12 protein-coding genes are annotated in these 21,671 nt (G+C 38.1%); 5 read left to right on the forward strand and 7 right to left on the reverse strand.

Annotated features, from left to right (window positions below; all coding sequences use genetic code 11):
- Window positions 1-76 precede the first annotated feature (76 nt).
- The gene (locus PLEUR7319_RS0131030; RefSeq protein WP_019509138.1) at window positions 77-2,782 is read left to right on the forward strand and encodes a CHASE2 domain-containing protein; all 2,706 of its coding nucleotides are present in this window, start codon (window positions 77-79) and stop codon (window positions 2,780-2,782) included.
- A 52-nt stretch (window positions 2,783-2,834) separates the two neighbouring features.
- On the opposite strand, the gene PLEUR7319_RS0131035 is transcribed toward PLEUR7319_RS0131030, so the two are convergent.
- Window positions 2,835-3,521 carry a DUF928 domain-containing protein gene (locus PLEUR7319_RS0131035; protein WP_158441898.1) on the reverse strand — a complete coding sequence of 229 codons (687 nt, stop codon included), beginning with the start codon at window positions 3,519-3,521 and terminating at the stop codon, window positions 2,835-2,837.
- Between the two features lie 307 nt (window positions 3,522-3,828).
- On the opposite strand from PLEUR7319_RS0131035, the gene PLEUR7319_RS0131040 reads away from it, so the two are divergent.
- Window positions 3,829-7,758 carry a filamentous hemagglutinin N-terminal domain-containing protein gene (locus PLEUR7319_RS0131040; protein ID WP_019509140.1) on the forward strand — a complete coding sequence of 1,310 codons (3,930 nt, stop codon included), beginning with the start codon at window positions 3,829-3,831 and terminating at the stop codon, window positions 7,756-7,758.
- A gap of 44 nt (window positions 7,759-7,802) precedes the next feature.
- On the opposite strand, the gene PLEUR7319_RS38695 is transcribed toward PLEUR7319_RS0131040, so the two are convergent.
- Complete coding sequence (locus PLEUR7319_RS38695) at window positions 7,803-9,092, reverse strand: SGNH/GDSL hydrolase family protein (protein ID WP_019509141.1); 1,290 nt, start codon at window positions 9,090-9,092, stop codon at window positions 7,803-7,805.
- Window positions 9,093-9,350: 258 nt separating this feature from the next.
- Between PLEUR7319_RS38695 and PLEUR7319_RS0131050 the strand changes: the two genes are divergently transcribed.
- Together PLEUR7319_RS0131050 and PLEUR7319_RS0131055 are read left to right on the forward strand one after the other, a co-directional pair.
- Entirely contained in the window at window positions 9,351-11,843 is a 2,493-nt protein-coding gene (locus tag PLEUR7319_RS0131050; protein WP_019509142.1) for a CHAT domain-containing protein, read from the forward strand.
- A 76-nt stretch (window positions 11,844-11,919) separates the two neighbouring features.
- Window positions 11,920-14,598: a CHAT domain-containing protein gene (locus PLEUR7319_RS0131055; RefSeq protein ID WP_019509143.1), complete on the forward strand. Its 2,679-nt coding sequence runs from the start codon at window positions 11,920-11,922 to the stop codon at window positions 14,596-14,598.
- A 4-nt stretch (window positions 14,599-14,602) separates the two neighbouring features.
- Here the strand turns inward: PLEUR7319_RS0131055 and hrcA are convergent, their stop codons facing one another.
- A complete protein-coding gene (hrcA, locus tag PLEUR7319_RS0131060) occupies window positions 14,603-15,682 on the reverse strand; it encodes a heat-inducible transcriptional repressor HrcA (RefSeq protein ID WP_019509144.1) in 1,080 nt (359 codons plus the stop codon).
- A 107-nt stretch (window positions 15,683-15,789) separates the two neighbouring features.
- Window positions 15,790-16,140, reverse strand: a complete 351-nt coding sequence (locus PLEUR7319_RS0131065) for a rhodanese-like domain-containing protein (RefSeq protein ID WP_019509145.1) — start codon at window positions 16,138-16,140, stop codon at window positions 15,790-15,792.
- Between the two features lie 546 nt (window positions 16,141-16,686).
- On the opposite strand from PLEUR7319_RS0131065, the gene PLEUR7319_RS37300 reads away from it, so the two are divergent.
- Window positions 16,687-17,817 (forward strand): DUF3352 domain-containing protein, encoded by a 1,131-nt coding sequence (locus PLEUR7319_RS37300; RefSeq protein WP_019509146.1) that lies wholly within the window; start codon window positions 16,687-16,689, stop codon window positions 17,815-17,817.
- 20 nt (window positions 17,818-17,837) lie between these two features.
- On the opposite strand, the gene PLEUR7319_RS0131075 is transcribed toward PLEUR7319_RS37300, so the two are convergent.
- The 3 genes from PLEUR7319_RS0131075 to PLEUR7319_RS0131085 all read right to left on the reverse strand — a co-directional run bounded on the left by PLEUR7319_RS0131075 (window position 17,838) and on the right by PLEUR7319_RS0131085 (window position 21,607).
- Window positions 17,838-18,839, reverse strand: a complete 1,002-nt coding sequence (locus PLEUR7319_RS0131075; RefSeq protein WP_019509147.1) for a tyrosine-type recombinase/integrase — start codon at window positions 18,837-18,839, stop codon at window positions 17,838-17,840.
- Between the two features lie 200 nt (window positions 18,840-19,039).
- Window positions 19,040-20,101, reverse strand: a complete 1,062-nt coding sequence (locus PLEUR7319_RS38700) for a PstS family phosphate ABC transporter substrate-binding protein (protein ID WP_019509148.1) — start codon at window positions 20,099-20,101, stop codon at window positions 19,040-19,042.
- A gap of 327 nt (window positions 20,102-20,428) precedes the next feature.
- Window positions 20,429-21,607: a hypothetical protein gene (locus PLEUR7319_RS0131085; protein WP_019509149.1), complete on the reverse strand. Its 1,179-nt coding sequence runs from the start codon at window positions 21,605-21,607 to the stop codon at window positions 20,429-20,431.
- Window positions 21,608-21,671: the final 64 nt, after the last annotated feature.

The raw sequence follows: 21,671 nt of genomic DNA on the forward strand, positions 1-21,671 counted from the left end.
CACAATAATAATTGCGATCACGGAAACTGGAATAGGTTCATTTTTTAGTTCCAATTAATTATTTATTGATTAAACTATGTGCGATCATACCTATCAAGTGGGAGGTAGTTTACCGGAAAATGCACCGAGTTATATAGTAAGGTCTGCCGATCTAGAACTTGCCAATGCTCTACAACAAGGGGAATTTTGCTATGTGCTAAATTCTCGACAAATGGGTAAATCTTCTTTATTGGTGCGTACTTTTTATAAATTGCAAGCTCAAGGAAATGTTTGTGTTGGTATCGATTTAACCTATTTAGGTAGTGAATTTGTTACTCCATTACAATGGTATAAAGGTTTGGTTGCTCAATTATGGACGGAATTAGATTTAACTAAAACAATAAATTTAAAAGAATGGTGGCAAGAGCAAGAATTATCCCATGTACAGAAGTTAGGCGAATTTATCAAATTACTCTTAAATTTCTTCCCGAACCAAAAATTATTTATTTTCATTGATGAAATTGATCGCATCCAAAGCCTTAATTTCTCTGTTGATGATTTTTTTGCTTTAATTCGTTATTGCTATAACCAAAGAGCAATTAATTCAAATTATAAGCGGATTGCTTTTGCTTTGTTTGGAGTAGCTGCACCATTCAATTTAATTCTAAATAAAGAACTTACTCCTTTTAACATTGGTCGAGCGATCGCTCTGGATGGTTTTAAACTGGGAGAAGTTCAACCATTAATTGCAGGATTGAGTTCTAAATTTGTCAATGCCCATCGCATAATGCAAGAAATTCTAGCTTGGACAGAAGGACAACCTTTTTTAACTCAAAAGCTTTGTAAGTTATCTGTAAGTAAAGTTCGCGAACAACCTTTAAAAGCAGAAGATTTTATCAATAATATTGTACGAGAATATATCATTAAGAATTGGCAGTTTCAGGACGAACCAGAGCATTTAAAAACTATACGCGATCGCCTATTATATAATCCTAAAAACGCAGGCAGATTACTAGGTATTTATCAACAAATTTGGCAATTTAGGTCGGTAGCCAGAGACAATAGTAAAGAACAAACTGAACTGTTATTATCTGGTTTAGTTGTGGTCGCTCAAAATCACCTGAAGATCAAAAACCGCATCTATCGAGAAGTTTTTAACCTTCGTTGGGTAGAACAACAGTTAGCTAGTTTACGTCTTTATGGAGTTAACTTTGATGCTTGGCTAAAAGATGAAAATGAGGCGCATTTATTAAGGGGTTTAGAATTAAAAGAAGCTCTAGCATGGGCGGAAAATAAACAGCTAAGTGACCTAGATTATCGCTTTTTAGCTGCAAGTCAAAAACTCACACAACAAGAAACCGAACTAGACTTAGCCCGTGCTGAAATAGAAAAAGAAAAAGCGCAGTTTGCATTATACGCAGTACGAGAAGCCAATCGTTTGTTAACCGTAGCGCGACGAAATGCTAGCCAAAAAATTAAGCAACAACGTTTGTCCAAAAGCTGGATTGGGATAGTGGCGATCGCCCTTACTGTGTCTGTTATTGCGCTACGTTTTACGGGAATTTTACAGGGATTAGAATTAACAGCATTCGATCTTTATACTCAACAGCGTCTCATAATAGATGCTCCATCTCGTGTAACAATTATTACAATTGATGAATCTGACATTCAGAATATCGGACAATTTCCCCTATCAGATCGGCTCGTAGCGCGATCTCTTAATAATTTAATTCGCCATCAGCCCAGAGTAATTGGACTAGATTTATATCGAGATTTACCCATACCGCCAGGGAATGAAAAACTACAAAAGTTGTTTGCAGCTACATCCAACCTCATTGGAATTGAAAAAGTAGTCGGTGTAAAAATTTCTCCACCACCTTCGTTAGATAAACTGAACCAGATCGGCTTTGCAGATTTAATATTTGATCGCGACGGTGCAATTCGCCGTGCTTTACTGTCTGTACGCAGCGATAATGGCGTTGACTATAGTTTTGCTTTAAGATTGGCTTTGGAATATTTACAAGTAGAAGATATTACGCCGAAACCTTTAGCTAACAATAGTTCTCAGATTAAGTTGGGCAAAACCATTTTGATTCCCTTGCAACCGAATGATGGCGGTTATGTTCGCGCCGACGCGGGAGGTTATCAGACTTTAATTAATTATCGCGGTACTTTAGATCGTTTTACTCACTATTCCTTATCCGATTTATTAGCAAATAATGTTCCTGCTAAGATAATTCGCGATCGCGTTGTCTTAATTGGTTCGACAGCAGCGACAATTAGCGATCTGTCTCCAACTCCCTATAGTCGTTTTTTATCTGGATCTAATCATCAAATGGCATGGGTAACGATCCACGCTAATATTGTGGCTCAATTATTAGATGCAGCAATTGATGGTGAGACGATGCTATATACAATATCGGAAACTAAAGAATGGTTGTATATTTTTATCGGTGCAGTAGCTGGAGCATATATAGGCTGGTGGGTAAGAAGATTCTGGCTCAGAGCAATTGTGGCGATTTTTAGCGTTACCATCACGGTTGTCAGTACATATATAGCTTTTTTACAAGGTTGGTGGTTGCCTGTCGTGCCGATAGCGATCGCTCTTATTTTAGCGACAGTAGCGATCGCAGTAATCACCCCAAGACTGTTAGCTAGAATGCGGTTAATTGAAACCGTCAAGCAACTTAGTTTAATTTGCGCTCGGCAACCTACTGTGAAGAAAATTGCTCTGGAATATCTTAAGCAAGGAGAAAGTCAGAAAAATAAAGTGTTGATTGGAAGAATAGTTAGTCGTTATTGACTACTAATTCTATTTTTATTGATAAATATTTTTTAAAATTTTGCAAATATAATTAATTGTTTAACTCCAATTCCAAAACTTGTTGCCAATCATCCTCTAAAACGTTCGCGGAGCGTTGCCTCAGGCTTATCGCATCTAAAAGATCGTACCAGTAACCATATTCACCGAAATATTGAATTTGTTCTTTGGTGGTTTTATTGTTTAACTGTTTTTGAATAGCTGTTGCTTCTACTCTTTGTAACCAACCTGTAAAAGTAGGATCGCCTGGTTTCAGATGTTCGCCACAGACAACCGAGATTTTCCACTGATAGTTTTTACCTGCTTGGAGAGTCATTTTGTTTTTAGGTAAGGAAAAACTAGCGATACCTAAATTAGTTTCGATAGGCAAAAAAGCTCTAGCGTATTCGGTACCTGCTTCATCTTGCATCGCTAAAACAGCTTGGGTAGCGGATGTTTGTGGTAAGTGGAGATAAATAGAGGGTTGTTTTCTAAGAGTTAGTCCAAAATTACCTTTTGGCATCAAAGCTCGTATCGGTTGTTCGTCTGCGTTGCATCTCAGCCCATCGCGAGAACCACCAGCACCAGTATCTTGGGGTTTATCATCACCTGGAGGTTCAAAATTATCTACAAAAACAATTTTTGCTTCAGAATCAGAATTTGTTTGTTCCTTATTTGATTCTGCTTTAACTGTTGTTAGTAAAAATGAAATCGAACATAAGCCAATAACTAAGCTTATCAATCCTTGAACAAGACACGACTTGGAAGGTTTCTCCGAAATCTTTGCACAAAGAGGATTTTGAGAATAGAACATCAATACTATTTTGACGAAAGTACGTTGTTTTAGCGGTGGATGAATATGCTAACCTTCCAAGTCGTGGAACAAGACTTAATTTGTTGAATTTGTCTGTTATTCGTGCTTGCTTTTCTTACTTTTAAGACTTTTTTAAAGCAAACAATTATGTTAAAGATAAATAATATCAATTTAAATGATATATAGATACTTAGCATAATACAACAAACTTACTATTTACAGTTTATTAGCCATAATGAAGTGCGATCGCTCAAACTTCGCTCTAATTTGCAGTTTTACTAATGTTTTAATTGGTACAACTCTGTTTTCTTCTGTTGTTAAAGCCCAGACTATTCCTGACGATACATTAGGAGAAGAAAGTTCGGTAGTTACCCCACTACAGCTACGTAATCTGATTGAAGCAGGTGCAATTCGGGGCGAAAATCTGTTTCATAGCTTTAGTGAGTTTAGTATACCTGAAGGGCAACAGGTTTATTTTGCCAATCCAGACAATATTACTAACATTCTGACTCGCGTTACGGGAAATAATGTTTCAGAAATCTTTGGTACGTTGGGGGTAGATGGCGCAGCAAATTTATTCCTACTCAATCCTAACGGAATTGTTTTTGGCGAAAATGCCAGTTTAGATGTAGCGGGTTCGTTTACGGCTACTACTGCTGAGAGTTTGATTTTTGACGATCGCGAATTTAGTGCGATTAATCCCGATGCGCCACCTTTATTAACTGTAAACATTAATCCTGGTTTACAGTATGGCAATATAAATCCTAATAGTGAAATAAGCAATCAAGGAGTTTTAGCTGTCGGCAACGGACAAAATTTATCTCTAGTAGGAGGTAAAGTAACACAGGCGGGTTCTTTAATCGTTCCTAATGGATTTACTGAAATTTCTGGTGCAGAAATAGACTTTACGGGGGATGTAGATACTCGATCGCCCGATGGAAATGTCGGAACTTTTTTACTGGATTCTAATAATATCTCAATCGGATCGGCAGAAACTATTAGCGGAGAATCGATTTCTCAGGCTTTGGCTAATAGTAATGTAGTGTTGCAAGCAGATAACGATATTACTGTCGATGATAATATTACCAGCCTGACTGATAATAATCTTACCTTTCAAGCAGGGCGATCGCTCTCAATCTCAGACAACTACACTATCTTTCTAACTGGCGGGGATTTTACTACTCAGTTTAGCGATGCAGCTTTAGGGAGTAACGGAAATACTGAAATAGCTAGCTTTACGATGAACCCTACTTCGGCGATTATTACCAATGGGGGAGATGTCACAGTTCAAGCGGGAATTAGCAATAACAGTCAAATAAATATGGCTGCCGACAGCACAATAATTACGGGAAATCCCAATGAAAACGGAGGCGATATTACTCTTTCTGCATCGGGAGATATTACTACAGGGTTTCTAGTTAGCGGGTTTATCAATAATCCTGGCGTAGCTTTGCAAGTTAGCGATTTTGTACCGATTAACACTCTACCTGGTACGGATAAGGCGGGAGATATCAATGTAATCAGTAGCAATGGTGCAATATCTTCAACTAATTTCGTACTGGCAAATGCTTTAGGAGAAGGGGGAAATATCACCTTTAATGCTGCGGGAAATCTTACTTTTACCGCCCCTGGCGAACTAAGTAGAATTGGTAATCTTAGTTCCGTTGGGATGTTAGCAGGAGAAATAAATCTTACCAGTAGTGAAACTTTGCTGTTTGATGATGTAAGGATACTCAATCGTATTGGTGGAGATGGAGAACCGAAAAATATTACTTTAACGGGTAAATCGATTTTAGTCGAAAGTTCTTCAATTATTACTCTAACTAGAGATGAAACCCAGTCGGAATTAGGAGAAATACAAAACGCTAGAGGCGGAGATGTTATCGTACAGGCTACAGATGATGTAATTGTACGCAACGGCAATATTTCTACCAGGGCAGATTTTGGTACTGCCGATGCGGGAGATTTGATTTTAAATGCCCGTAGCGTCAAAGTGATTAAAAATGAAGAACTTCCTGAATTTCTTGAGGATTTTTCCAGCATCTCTACTACGGCAGGAGATAATACCAGTGGAGATGGAGGGGATTTAACTATTAATGCGTCTGAGTCTGTAGAAGTTATTGGCGATCGCCCTGGAGTTTTTGTAGCTAATAGCCCCGAAGACTTGGTTGTCTTAGAAGGTGCATTGATTGCTACCAGTACTCAAGAGTCGGGAACATCGGGGGATTTAACTATCAATACACCGCGTTTGCTAGTAAGAGATCGCGCTACAGTTACCACCTTTCCTTTTGTCGGTGAAGGAGGAAATTTAACCATCAACGCGGAAGAAATATTTTTACAGGGTAAAGCTAGCATCAGTACAGGAACTTTAGGACAAGATGCAGGAGATTTGAAGCTAGAAAGCGAACACCTTACCTTGAGAGATGGAGGCAGAGTCGGTACGACTACTTTCGGGAGAGGAGATGCAGGAAACTTTAATTTGAAGGTAAATGAATTAAGTATTGGTGCAAATTCCTCTATTGGTACAAATAGTTTTGGCGCGGGAGATGGCGGGATATTAAGTATTGAATCCGATCTGATTGAGATAATTGGTACTTCTACCAATAGTCTTATTTCCAATGGGATTAATGCCACTTCTTTTGGTACGGGGAATGCAGGAGATATCGAGATCAAAAGCGATCGCATTACCTTAAGTCAGGGAGGAGAAATTACTACTGCAACTATTAATGGAGGATCGGGAGGTAATATCGATCTTGATACGGGTACTCTACAACTAAACAACGGTAGAATTAACGCCTCTACTGTCACTGCTTCCCCTGGTGGAAATATAACCATTCGCGCTACTGATTTTGTCGATGTTGAAGGGGCGGGATTTAATGCTTTACTAGAAAATATTGTCAATCCTAGTTTTACAGGTGCGATCGGCTTTGAGAACTTTACTCAAGGCATCTATACCATTAGCGCGGGTGAGGGTACAGCAGGCAATGTATCTATTGAAACGCCTAATTTTTCTCTTAGTAACGGTGGCTTAATTTCTACTACTACTTTAGGCGCGGGATCGGGAGGCAATATTACTGTTGATGCTAGCAACACAATTGATTTAGAAAACTCTTTACTCGCTACGGGTACGTTTACCGATGCAGCTTCGGGAGATATTAACCTCAATGCCCGTCAACTTAACGCTACGGGAGGGGCACAGGCAATTACCACTACCTTTGGTGCGGGTACGGCAGGAAATCTAACGGTTAACGTTACTGAAGAGATTAACCTGATCGATCCGACAGAGACGGGTATTGCTTCAGGCTTATTTGCTTCTTCCTATTTAACGGCTTCGGGTACGGGAGGCGATATTACTATTACTACAGGGGAATTAAACATTACCGATGGGGCTGCGGTTTCCGTCAGTGGAGAAGGGGAAGGCAATGCAGGGGATATTAATATTGCTGCTGCTTCCATATTCTTAGACAATGGTTCGATTATCGCCCAAAGTAATTCTGGAGAAGGGGGTAACATTACCCTACAGATAGCAGACAATTTAATTTTAAATAACAACAGTCAAATTTCTACCCGTGCGGGTACGGAAACTACAGGAGGTGGCGACGGTGGTAATATTAACATTACAGCTGATTTTATCATTACCGCTCCTACAGAAAACAGCGATATCACTGCTAATGCTTTTGCTGGTGACGGGGGAAACATCAACATTACTACCCAACAACTATTTGGCTTAGAATTTCGCCCCGAACTTACCCAGTTTAGCGACATTACTGCCTCTTCCGAATTTGGTATCGATGGCAACATAGAAATTGAAATCCTCGAATTCGATCCTACCAATAGCTTGGTAAAACTCCCCGAAACTTTAAACGATTCTAGTAACCAAATCGTCGTAGGATGTCCCGCCGATACTGGTGCGAACTTTACCGTTACGGGAAGAGGTGGGTTGCCCTATAATCCCCGTCAGGAAGTAGCAGAAGAAATAATCTTACAAGCGTTTGAAACAGGTACGAGTAGGGGCGAATGGCATTCGCCCATAACTAAAAATACTCAACCTTCTATTGTTGAGGCTCAAGGCTGGATCGTTAACGAAAGAGGCAAAGTAGAACTAGTAGCAAGTTCGATGAATAATGTAAATATTAGGCAAGAGAGTCTGAATTGCGATCGGTAGCTATTTTTGTAAAAAGCGATCGCCTTGAGTTGAATAACATTTTGTTACAAAACAACGAAATCACTTTCAGTAAGAGTAGTGGTATCAGTTCCCGTCAAGACTGCTAGAGTTTCAGTGCCCAAGACGATCTCGTTCCCAGAGAAAGATAAATCATCGTAAGTCAAACCATCAGTCAAGCCCAATAAATCGGGGTTACTAAAATCAGTAATAGTATCAGTACCTTCTCCTGCTGCCAAAATAAATGTATCTCTACCGTTACCGCCTGTAAGAAGATCGTCTCCAATTCCACCACGGAGAGTATCCGCACCGTTTTCTCCGCTTAAAGTATCATTTCCTCTGCCACCATTAAGTTCGTCTTTGCCATTGCCTCCATCGATAACATTACTTTCAAAATTCAAATCGACGAAGTCTGCCATATCTTCACCGATAATTTCGTGTACGCGACGGGTGGGATGATACTCGTCCCAAAAATAATACTCGTCGGGATTATCGCAGGGAGGTTCGACGGGAAAAACAGGTTGACAGGGAGCGTCTACGTTCGTCAAACCGTAATTTTCGGGATTAGAACGAATTTCATCGCTAATAGCAACATGGTCGTAAAGTTCGATATCGATGGCTAATTCTGATTCTAGAGTTTCTAATTCTTGAGGCAGAAGATTGTTAACTTCCTCCGTAAACAAGGTCGCTTCCTCAACCTGACCGAACTCAATAACACCAGGTAAAATACCAAGGTCAGAAGAGTTAACCACCAGAAATTTTTCCGCACCTAGTTCGGCTAAATCGGATACGCTCTCAACAATATTCTCTACAGTTTGTTCTGCCAACTCTTCGACTGTTCCAGGTAAACCGAAATCGGTATATTCAAAAAGATCGTTTGCCGAAGCAAAGATAAAGTAAAGCGCATCAGAATCCGCAGGTTGTCCTGCAAGTTCGGCGGTAAATCGGTCTACTTGACCAAATGCCCCCGTATTTTGAAAAGAATCTAACCAACTGTAATAATTACCATCGCCACTTTTAGCACCGCCGACTGCATAATCGGTTAAATCTACCCCCAGGTTTTCCGATAATACTTCAACGGCTGTCAGTCCGTTAGTCCAACGTCCTGATTCATCGTAAAGTCCCAATTCGGGATCGGCTGGCAGGATAAAAGAATCTGGTACTCCCGCCTCTACCGCAGCGGTCGAAATTTCCAAGGATAGTCCGTCATCGGAATAACTATCTCCAAAAGCATAAATTTGAGAAATTGATTCATCATTAGTAGTTGCCAATTTAAAAGTTTTTCCTGCGGTGGTGATTAAAGTTTCTGGAATCAAGCTAACTTCAGATAAACTCATGTTGTTTTAAATTATGCTAATTGTAATAGCTGAACTATGATTAATACTATGTTAAGTAGTTTTTAATCATGGACTACATGTAGAAAGATTATATATTTATTAATTTGTTTTTTAACTTTTGAGTTAGTTATTTTTGTCTGTAATCTGACTAACAAATAAAAACTAAAAAATGTCAGAAAGTAAGTTTTTCTTGGTTAAGTCCGTGGGAATAAAAAACTTAATAATGACAGCTAAAGCTATTACTAGAAAAAATTAATAATGCTTGTCAAACTTCGTCATTTAATACTTATTTTGATTGTTGCGATCGCAATTATTAGCACCTCCATCGCTACGGCAAAAGATATCGATAGTTATTTAATTCAAGGCAAACAATATTACGATCGCGGTCAATATTCTGAAGCGTTACAGTTATGGCAACAGGTAGTTAATCAAGATGACGATATAGAAAATAAGATTATTGGTTACAATTATCAAGCGATCGCCTATCAAGATTTAGCAGAATGGGAAAAGTCGGCAGGAGCGATTGAACGCGCTTTTGATTTACTAGAAAATGTCAATAATTCTTTTTTATACGCTCAAGTTTCTAATACTAAAGGTAGCTTAGAATATAAAACTGGCGAGGTAGAAGATGCTTTGCAAACATGGCAACAAGCAGAAGTAATTTATCGAGATTTGAATGGAGCAGAACCTTTACTACGTTCTCAAATAAATCAAGCTCAAGCATTACGTTCATTAGGATTTTATCCCAGAGCTAAAAACACTTTAGAAACAGCTAACGAAGATTTAAATAAGTTACCAGATTCTTTATTAAAAGCTAAAGCTTTACAAAGTTTAGGTGTAACTTTGAGAGCGATGGGAGATTTATCTGAATCTGAAAAAGTATTAAAACAAAGTTTAAATATTGCTAGCCAAATTAATGCACCAACTGAATCAATTAAGCTTAGTTTGGCTAATACCGCAAAAGTCAGACAAGATTATCGAACCGCACAAACAATCTATAAACAGATAAGAGTTAAAACCAGCGACTTACAAACGAAAATAAAAGCATCTTTAGATTTACTAGATTTATTAATTACAACCGAACAAACCGATGTTGCTAGAGAATTGTTTCCTGCAATTGCATCCGAGATAGATAGTTTATCTTTAAGTTTAAATAAAATATACAATCGCGTAAATTTGGCACACAGCTTTATTGGTCTGGATAAATGGCATTCGCATCAAATCAATTATTCAAACGAAATCAAAAATATTTTAATCGCAGCTAAAGCAGAAGCAGAAAAATTAAATAACGACCGCGCTAAATCTTATGTACTGGGAGAATTGGGTTATTTTTACGAACAACAGCAACAGTGGATAAAAGCGTCAGAATTTACCCAACAAGCAATACTATTGGCTCAAAATATTCGCGCTACCGATATAGTTGCTAATACCAATTGGCAACAGGGGAGAATACTCAAAGCTCTAGGAAAAATTGAATCTGCGATCGCAGCATACCAACAAGCAGTAAATAATTTACAATCTTTGCGTCAAGACTTAGTTGCAGTTAGTCCCGATGTCCGCTTTGATTATCGCGATGAAGTCGAACCAGTATATCGTCAGCTAGTTCAGTTACTATTACAGGATGTAGATAGTTTACCTCAAGAAAAAAAACAGGAATATCTCCAAAAATCTAGAGAGGCGATCGAAGCTTTGCAGTTAGCTGAGTTGGAAAACTATTTCCGCCAAGCCTGTGTCCTCAATCAACCGAGAGAAATAGAAGAAATTGACCCCGAAGCAGCAGTTATTTATCCTATCCTGCTAGAGGATCGTTTGGAGGTAATTCTTTCTTTACCCAACCAACCCCTACAGTATTACGGTAGCAATCTTACAACCAGTCAAAAAGAGCAAATTTTCCGCGACATCAATCAAACTCTCAATCCCGTTTTTCTTCCCGATGAAATCTTGCCCCCCGCCCAACAGCTATACGACTGGTTAATTCGTCCGGGGAAGGCAAGTTTGGAACAGCAGGAAATTAAAACTTTGGTGTTTGTTTTAGACGATTTGCTGCGTAATATTCCCATGTCGGTGTTACACGATGGCGAAAACTATTTAATCGAACAGTATGACATTGCTTTGACTCCTGGTTTGCAACTATTAGCACCTGCCCAGGATTTAGCTGAATACAAAACGCTTACAGGAGGACTAACCATAGCGCGTCAGGGTTTTCCGCCTTTACCTTCTGTCAAACAAGAACTAAAACAGATAAACACCATTATTCCAGCCCAAGTTCTGATCGACGAAGAATTTACCCGCAGCGATTTTCAAACTCGAACAGAACGAGAAACTTTTTCTACTATACACTTAGCCACACACGGACAGTTTAGTACCCAAGCGGAAGATACATTTTTATTAACCTGGGCGGATAGAATTAACGTTAAAGATTTAGATAGTGTACTACGACAACAAGGGGATAAGCCCTTAGACCTCTTAGTTCTTAGTGCTTGTGAAACTGCCGAGGGGGACAACCGCGCAGCCTTAGGTATGGCAGGGGTAGCGGTGCGTTCTGGTGCTAGAAGTACCGTTGCGAGTCTGTGGACGGTAGAGGATGACTCTACAGCTTTGCTGATGAGGGAATTTTATCGCAATCTGATTCAAGCCAAACTTACCAAAGCCGAAGCTTTGCGTCAGGCGCAGTTATCTTTGTTAAATAATCCCCAATATAATCATCCTTATTATTGGTCGTCCTTTGTCTTAATCGGAAACTGGCTATGATTATTATTGGTTCTGGATCGGCACACACCACGAGTATGATGCCTTGCTAGGGTAGATTAGATTTTTCGTCTTAAATATGAAACAATGGTGGCGATTTTTGATTATTGTATTTCTAGGATTGAGTCTTAGCCTGGGATTTAAACAAAGTTTGACGGCTCAGGTTTTACCATCACAATTGGTGCAACAAGCTCAAAAATACTATCATTCAGGAAATTTTAAACAATCTATTAATCTATTAGAGCAAGCAAATCGAGTTTACCAAAGCCAAGAGCAAAATCTGCAACAAGCTCAAGTGCTATCTTTAACCGCTCTAGCCCAACAACAGCTCGGTGCTTGGAAACTAGCCCGCCAGAATATTATTGCTAGTTTTGCTTTGGTCAAGTCTATAGCACCAAGTAAATATAAAACTCAAGTACTAGCTCAAATTTGGAATAGTAAAGGTCATTTTCAGCTTGTAACAGGACAAAATAATGAAGCTTTGAGTAATTGGGAAAAAGCCGAAGAGCTATATCGTGAAATAGATGATCGCTTGGGAATTTCGGGAACTTTACTAGGTCAAGCACAGGCTCTAGAAAAAATGGGCTTTCATCGTCGTTCTTGTAATAGAGTATTAGAGGCGTTTAACCAACCAGACTATAACTGCGCTAATTTAACTGCAACTCAACTCGCGACAATTGTTCATCAGGTGGAAAGTCAAGCTGATGATTGGCAACTAGAAGGTTTAATTAGTATCAGTAATAGCTTGTTATCGATGGGTAAGTTATCCCAAGCTCAAGTGTTTATTGAGGCCAGTCAAATTATCAACCAAAGTTTAGCTCATCCTTCTCCCCAAGTTGAAGCAAAAATTTTATTAGGCTTAGGCAATATTAATAAAGCGATCGCCCTTAAAGAAAGAGAGCAAGAAAATGAGCAAAGCTTTACCTATCATTCAGAAAAAGCAATTGATTACTATCAAAAACTGAATAACTTTTCAGCAGCCTCTCATCTTAATAATAGATATCGGCTTTTAGCACAGTTAAACCAGTTATCTTTACTGATTAATACTAAAAAATGGACAACAGCCCAGAAGCTAGCCAACAAAATTGAATTAAATTTCGAGCGTCAATTCCTCAAACCAAATCTCTATGCTGAGGTAAAATTTGCTCGCAGTCTGGAATTACTCAAGCAGGAAAATATCCCCCTAAAATACTCTTGGCAGGATATTGCTGATATTTATCTCGATGCGATCGCACAGGCTCGAGCAACTAAAAATCATCGCATTGAATCTTATGCTCTGGGGTATTTAGGTAACTTACAACAACAAAGAAATACTCTAGAGCTAGGAGTTGCTCCCCAACAACTAATTGAACAAGCTCTTAATTTAGCTCAAACAATTCATGCTCCAGAGATTGCCTATCGTTGGCAATGGAAATTAGGCAGAATTTACCGTCAACAGGAAAAAAGAAAGGAAGCGATCGCCAGTTATCAAGCAGCGCTAGCTAATCTGAATGATTTACGTAGTGATCTAGTTGCTCTAACTAGAGAAATTCAGTTTGATTTTAGCGAACAGATTGAACCAATATATCGAGAATATGTCGATTTACTATTGGATAGCCAATTTCCCTCGGATCTTGACTTAGAATCAGCTCGCAACGTAATTGAGGCCTTGCAAGTAGCTGAATTAGATAATTATTTTCAAGATGCTTGTTTAACGTTTGAGGAAAAAAGTATTGAGAAAATAGATAATGATGCGGCAATTATCTACACAATTATTTTGCCAGACCGACTAGAAGTCATTATGGCAATGGGTAACAGCCAAAAAACTCCCTCAGGTCAGGTATTTCATCATCATTCCTATGCAATCTCTCAAGAGCAACTAAGAATTACAGTTGAACAACTCCGTCAATATATTACTGAGCCCGATCGCCTGAGAGAAGTGCAACAGTTGTCGGCTCAAATCTATGATTGGTTGATTAGACCTCTTACAGCAGATTTAGCTAGCCAACAACCGAAAACCCTAGTTTTTGTGTTGGATAGCATTTTACAAAATATTCCTATGTCGGTTTTATATGATGGAGAACAGTATTTAGTCGAAAAATATGCGATCGCGCTAACCCCTGGTTTACGGCTACTAAATCCCCAAGTGAATTCTCAGCCAGCACAATTTTTAGCCGGGGGTATAAGTGAACCACTAAAAGTTGCTAATCAGCAGTTTTCCCGTCTCAGCAGTGTAGCCAATGAGCTAAATATTTTTACCAAATTTGACAGTAGTTCCGTTCTTTTGAATGCTCAATTTACGGCCACAAACTTACTCCAAAAACTTAATTCTACTTCCGCCTCTGTTATTCACATCGCAACTCACGGGCAATTTAGTTCGAATCCGAACCAAACTTTTTTACTTCTCTGGCAAAAATTATTGACTATTCAGGATTTTAGTAATCTCTTGCAAAGTCGAACCAATATAGTTTCTAATCCAATCGAGCTGTTGGTACTTAGTGCCTGCGAAACAGCCTCTGGCGATCGCCGTGCGGCATTAGGATTGGCCGGTGTTGCAGTTAGAAGTGGCTCTTTAAGCACATTAGCAACTTTATGGCGGGTTAATGATTATTCTACGACTGTATTGATGGAAAATTTCTATCAGCAATTAAATAACAAGCAATTAAATAAAGCAGAAAAGTTAAGACAAGCCCAACTAAAACTGTGGCAAACAGTAGACAAAGATTGGAAAGTACCAGCCTTCTGGTCAGCTTATATCATGATCGGCAATTGGCATTAAAGATTTATATTACTTGAAAAGGATTAGAAAGATAGTTAGCCGTATTTTCTACCAAAGCGATCGCATTTTCATATAGCATTCTGGTCGGTCCAATAATACCTACGGTACCCACTGGAGTATCATCTTGATAATAATTAGCTGATACTAGGGTACAGGAATGCATTGGTTCGAGGGAATTTTCCGTCCCAATTTTAATACTTACTCCCTTGAGGGAATTGTCCTTTTCGGGGAAAGTAAACTTCACTGGGAGAAGTTGATCTGGTTGATCCTCCAATAAAGCGAGCAGAGTTTGTACCTGTTGAAGTCGAGAAAATTCTGGCTGACGCAAAAATTCAGCTACACCGTGAATAACTATGGGACTAGAATTGCTAGTCTGGAAAGAAAGTTTTAATTGTTCTGATAGTATTTTTAAAAAATCAGTATACTGAGCAAATTCACGATCTATTTCTGACCAGTTTAGGGATGAAATTTCTCTTAAAGATCGTCCTTTAAGTTCCCGATCTAAAAAATTAGATAAAATTTGCAACTCACGATCAATAAGAGACTCATCTACATCGTCACTTTGTATGGGAGACTCCATCAAAATTGACTGAGTTTGGTAGGATTCAAGTACAATAATCAGTATGACCTGAGTTGCAGTCACTCGCATTAGCTGCAAATGGCGCAAAGTACTATCGAGATTTTGCGGAAAAGTAATTAAAGCGATATAACCACTTAAAGCAGCCAGAATTTTCGCTGCTCGCTGTAATAAAGCGGCAAAACTAGCTCTGGCTAGCTGTAATTCTTGTTGGAGAGATTGTTGTATCTTCTTGTTAATCTTGCGATCAGGAATTATTAGATGGTCAACGTAGGTGCGATAGCCTGAATCGGAGGGAATTCTTCCCGCCGATACATGTGGTTGATAGAGTAATCCAGCCTCTTCTAAACGTCCCATCGCGTTACGAATAGTAGCCGAACTGACATTAAAATTGTATTCTTCAGCTAAAGTCTTAGAACCAACTGGTTCAGCTGTAGCTATATAGTGTTCTATAGTGGCTTTGAGGATATTTTGATGTCTTGCACTCAGATGAGGTTGATGTGCCATTAATATATGTCATTAATATAATTATGTAAATCGCGATTGCGAATGGCAATTTTTGGGTAAAGTATAGCTTCTAAAGTATGGCTTTTAAAAGTAAATTAGTAACTAAACTAGTATCGTTGGATGCTGGAATCGACTAATCGTGAATAAGCATCTATACCTCCGATCACATTCTGGACATTACTAAAGCCTCTTATTTTAAGCCACTGGCAGAGTTGAGCCGAACGCATACCATGATGACATATAACTATGGTTTCTGTCTCTGGGTCAAGCTTAAGCAATATTTCTGATGACCATTGTTCAAACTCGCTGAGGGGAAACACCTCAAAACCCTCGATGTAGGCGATCGCAACCTCATTTTTTTCTCTTACATCAATTAATTGCAGAGATGGAGACGATTCGGCCAATCTAACAGCTAACTGGTTAACATCGATTTCAGGAATTGCAGAATATTCAAACATTTTTGGTACAGGATTATTGTTGAAAAAATTTACTATAAATTAATTTTCTCTCAGATTTATCTCAATAAATTGTTTTTTTTTAACCGAAAATCTTGGGTCTAAAGCCTCGTTCTAGAAGGACGACTTCTAGATACACTTTCAAAACACAATCTTTATATAACAATGGTTATAGCCGCTGTATTATATTCATAAGCAACCTAATAAAGTTGAAGTATGGGGTTCTAAAAGCGAGTCTTTTGGGTAAAACTTCGAGCAACACTTGGAAGCGTAGCTAAATAGTTTAACTGGGCAAATAAATCGCTAGGGGTAAAATCCAAGATTTAAATTCTACAAAGCCTAAAGGAAAAAAACCAGTTCTGGTAGTTTGGATTTATCCAACTAGAGAGGGCATTGTCTAGTGGGAGAGCAAATGTTAGACAGTCTTGAACTGCAATTTGCGCCAGTATCCCAGAATCTTCTAGCTTCAGCTAGAGGAGTATGTCAATAATCTAACAATATCTATAATATTACCCACGACCATAATTCATATTACTTGGCACTTATTTGATGAAATTTCGTTCTTTTTTCTGGACCATAGCAATTGGAGCGGTAGTTATATTTCTCGTGGCTGTTACTAGTTTAGGCTGGATTGCAACTCAAAGCTCGATCAATCTTTTTCGGGGTGGGGTTAACGGTTTTCCCCAAGGAGCAGCATTTATTCCTAAACAAGCTCCCGCGATGATTTCTTTGCTAACTAATCCGGAGAAGCTGTATGCCCTAAGGCAAGTATCTTTGCCTCTCAAGCGTCGTCAAAGCGATCGCCAAGAATGGCAGCAATGGGAAACAAATTTACTAAGCAAAATAGGACTTGATTATCGACATGATCTTAAGCCTTGGTTGGGAGACGAAATCACCTTTGCGATTACCAGTCTAGATTACGATCGCAATCCACAAAATGGAGCGCAACCAGGATATCTATTGGCAACTGAAACTAAAAATCAGCGATTAGCTCATAAATCCTTGGAAAATTCATTTGCCGAGCAGGATAATACCATTACCGAACAATATAGGGGAGCAAAGATCATTTCTCTTGCTTCAGAAAATACCGATGCTAACCCACCTCTATGGGCCAGTGCAGTCGTCGGCAATTTTGTCTTATTTGCCAATCAGTCTTCAATTATTAAAGAAGCAATTAATCAAGCCCAAGCTGTTAATCTAAATTTAGAACATTCAGACGACTTTCAAACAGCTTTAAACAATCTCAAACCACCTCATGTAGGAATAGCTTATCTCAATATTTTGAGAACATCAGCTTGGTTGGATAAATCACCAGTATTGCCCAAGCTCAAGACAGAACAGATTTTAAGTGCATCTTTATCGATTTACCGATCTGGACTAGCAGCTGAAACTGCTCTAATTGGAATTGATGAACCCAAAACTAACTCTCAAACATATCAATCTTTTCTCAATAAACCTGAATTACAGCAAATTTTTAATTCCCTCCCCTTTGATCGTCATAACTCTGCTTATATAGATATCAAAGATGGAGTATCTTTATTGGCAGAACAGATTCCCCTGTACAAAGTCCTAAAACTGGCAATACAGTCTTTATTTCCTCATTTAAAGGCGATCGCTATCAAGAATTCAAGCAAGGAAGACGGTATTAATCGCGCCAATATCTTATTTAAATTAGACTAAGTTACTTGATAAATTAAATGTTAAATGTCAGGCATTGACGCAACAGGAATATCGATATTGAGTTTGAGTGCCGGATTATTTTCCCAGCGATCGGCTACGTGAGCATAGATGGAGGTAGTACGAGGATCGCTATGTCCCAATAAATCCTGTACTTGACGCAATTCCGAACCAGAACGTAGAGCTAAGGTACCAGCCGTATGTCTAAGACTATGAGCAGAAATAGTTCTACCAGGAGTATGCTTGAGGGATGCTTGCTTAAGATATTGATCGACAACTGAACGAATACCACGACGGGAAATTCTTTTGCCCCGAGAATTATTGCCTGTGGCAATAAATAATGGTCTCGCTGGCTTTAATACTTCTCCTCTAGTTTCCCTTAAATGCAAATAATTAACCAAAAGATTAGCAATATCGGGGGTGAGAGGAACAACTCGAATACTTCTTTTACCTTCAACTCGAACACCAATATTTCTACCTTGTCTGACTAGACTAGAGATATTTGCACGGTGTAATTCAATAGTGCGTGTTCCTTCTAGTGCCATAATTGCCAACATGGCTTTGTCCCTAGCAGATTTTAGCTTGCCATCATTGGGGATAGTAGCCAACAAGGTTTCCACCTCTACCTGTTCTAAATAGGTTATTTTTTCTGCGGGGTCTTGTTTTTCTCGGGGTGGTTTAACTCCCGCAGCTGGATTAATGGGAATCAAACCTTTTTCTACCGCAGCTTGATAGAAGCGGCGAACAACGGCTAATTTGAGGGCAATAGTGGCTGGCTTGTATCCTTTTTGCTCGATCATCCAGCGACGGTACTTTTTGATATCATTTTTAACTATTGCTACTGGATTTAACTGACGGCGATCGCACCAAGCCAGAAATTGCTGTAATTGCCGTGTATAGGTTTTGAGGGTATCCATCGCTGCATCTCCAGCGCTTACATCTAGATCGAGAAACTCAGCAAAAACTACCAATAAATTGTTAGTGGTAATAGTGCTAATTTTTGAGGAGTCAGTAGCAGCAAACATAAGTTTTTGACCAAAGTTCGGCACGATTATAACATTGACCAACAATCAATAATGCCATTATTACTTTTGCCAAGAGGCAGTAGTATTCTGTCAATTAAAAATTGACGGGAAAAGGGAAAAGGTTAAAGGATAGTTTTTAACTTTAAAAATATATCCATCATTAATTAGTTGACGCAGCAGTAGTAAGTAAGTAACATCAATTAGTGATAGAGAGGTACAAAGCCAGACTTTTCGATGATTGGCTGTCCGAGGTCTGGTGAAGTCAGATAGGCGACGAACGAATTAACCATGTTTTGAACTGGACCATTTATCCCTTCTTTCTGTATCGCATACATCATTCTGGTCTGGGGATACTGTCCATTGCTAAAAGCCTCCTGATTTGGGATGCCATCGATAACTGGAGACACAATTTGATTTTCTTGATTCTTCAGAGAAATGATATTTACGTCCTTTTCGATCGCTGCCAGAGTTGCTGAAGTATAGAAAAGAGCACCTGACTCTTTCTTGAGAATGGACATAGCCTCTTGTCGATCCTGGACATACATTGTATTTTTACTTAATTCTTGTAGAGATAGAAACAAAGTATTTCTTCCTAGACCCGAAAGTAGTATAGGGGTGATTGTTTTATTTTCTCCTCCAACTTGTTGCCAATTAGATATTTTTCCTTCATAGATGGCTTTTAATTGCTTAATGTTCAGAGATTCAACGTTTGTTTTCTTATTCGTTATATAGGCAATCCCGTCAATGGCATAAGGAGTTCCTGTTAATTTAAATCCTTTCTTTTGCGCCATTTCATTATGTTGATCTAGAAACGGTTTTTCAGAAAGAACCAAAAATAACTGATCGTCAAGCAGTTCCTCTATGGGATCTTTATTTTCATCATTATCTGTTAACCTCAGCCTAAAATCAGGATGGTCATGTTTAATTTCAGTAGCAATTTTATGAGACATCAACCTTACACTACAAGGAGGTCCCCAGTAAGGAAGAAGACCAGTAGGAAGTTCTTTGGTCTCGCTTGTTTGAGCAACAGATCTCGTAAAACTGTATAGAACTGCCCCTAACCCCATCATTAAAATAGCAGCAGCAATCAAATTTATCTTAATTTTATTATTTTTACTAACGTTACTAATCTTTTTCTTAGGGCGGCTAGCTTTGACCTTGAATTTACTTTGATCGAGGCTTTTTCCACATAATTCACAATTTTTGGCTCGTAATTCATTATAGGAAAATTCGCAATTATGACAAATTTTATATTGTTTCATTTTAAATCAACAAAAAATTTTATAACGCCTAAAAAATCCATTAATCAGTAAAGCGGCAGAGCCGCAGCTATAAGCTGTAAGCTGTAAGCTGTAAGCCAATTATAAGAGGCTTTAACCTCTTCCTAATTGTAGACCACCAAACTTCGTTTGCTGGGGGCATTAAACCCGATAGCTATAAGCTGTTAGCCGTTTACCAAGCGTAAACTTTAGAGCTTAAAGCTTAAGGCTTAGAGCTTAAAGCTTTTTAAGGTAAAATGACAGGTAATTAACTTCAGTAACTATTAAGGTATTGATTGTATTTAATCAGCCTTTAGGATCCTTTGATAATTAAAGCAATGTGCCTTTTAAGTCATTTCTTCCAAATTCCTGAGCAAGCTGAATAAATATTTGAGAGCAAAATTTTTGAGTAAAAGGCTCTAATTTCCTTAGAAAAGTATTTTCAATTTTATTAGTTGTAATACTACCAGAAGCTCCCCATTTATGTAGCGAATGACCAAGTTCTTGTTCCATTTCATGACGTAATTTAGCTATATTTATTCGATTCAACATTTGCTCTAAGAGAAGTGGCGAAAGAGAATGAATATCTCTATTACTTACAGTGCAAAAGTCATCTCTAATTTGAGTTAAAAAGGAACAAGTATTATTCAAATCATAAATACAAAGTTGATTTAGTCTCATAATATCTTTCAAGGCTTGACCAGCTCGACAATATATTTCTGCTTTAAGTTTAAAAGTATATAAGTTCGACAACGCCTTTATAGATATGTTGTAGTTCCAGTCTAGATTTTCTCCGGAATTCATTGCTAATACGCACTTATTGTAAACTTTCAAACAGCCTCTCTCTTTGAGAATACATTCTTTTCTTTTCTCTGAAAATTGTCCAATAGATTTAAATAAAAAAAGTTCAAGCATTTTCAAATGCTCTAAAATTGATGTCAGAGATGTATGATGCCAAAAAGAACCAATTAAACTTTGATATCTTTTCTTTAATTCGTCTCTTAATATGATTGAATTTCTCTTTAAAATAAAGGTACAAGTATTTTGTCTATCTAATAATTTATTACCTTTATACCATTGAATAGTATTCTCTTCTAGATATTTAAGAGAATCAAGAGAAACTGGTAAATTTTTAAATAAATATTTGAATCTTGTTTCTAATATCTCAAATAAATCTAATTTCTCAGTATTGCTTTGTATTAATGTATTGATACAATCGAATTCCAATTTATTAACAATAGAAAAATCATCCAGATTATTGTTAAGTTGAATTGTAATTCCTAAAATTTTTAAAGTATTTTTGAAATCAAGATTGTGCTGGTGATTTATTAACCAAAAATTAATTATTTCTGCTGCTAAGAGATAGTTGCAATTTTCTATAAAAGAAAATTGCTCGGTTGCGATTTTGTCACTAAATTCTTGTGAACTCAGTTCAAAGCGATCGCTAGTTGCTACCGTATCAATCGTAGTTATAAAATCTGTCTCTGAAGATCTTCTCCTTAGTACCATAATTGCTCCTGGACTACAGCTATATCAAATCTATCTGCACAGCAGTTTGAAACAACTATCCTTA

It is taken from the genome of Pleurocapsa sp. PCC 7319, assembly GCF_000332195.1.
Taxonomy (GTDB): domain Bacteria; phylum Cyanobacteriota; class Cyanobacteriia; order Cyanobacteriales; family Xenococcaceae; genus Waterburya.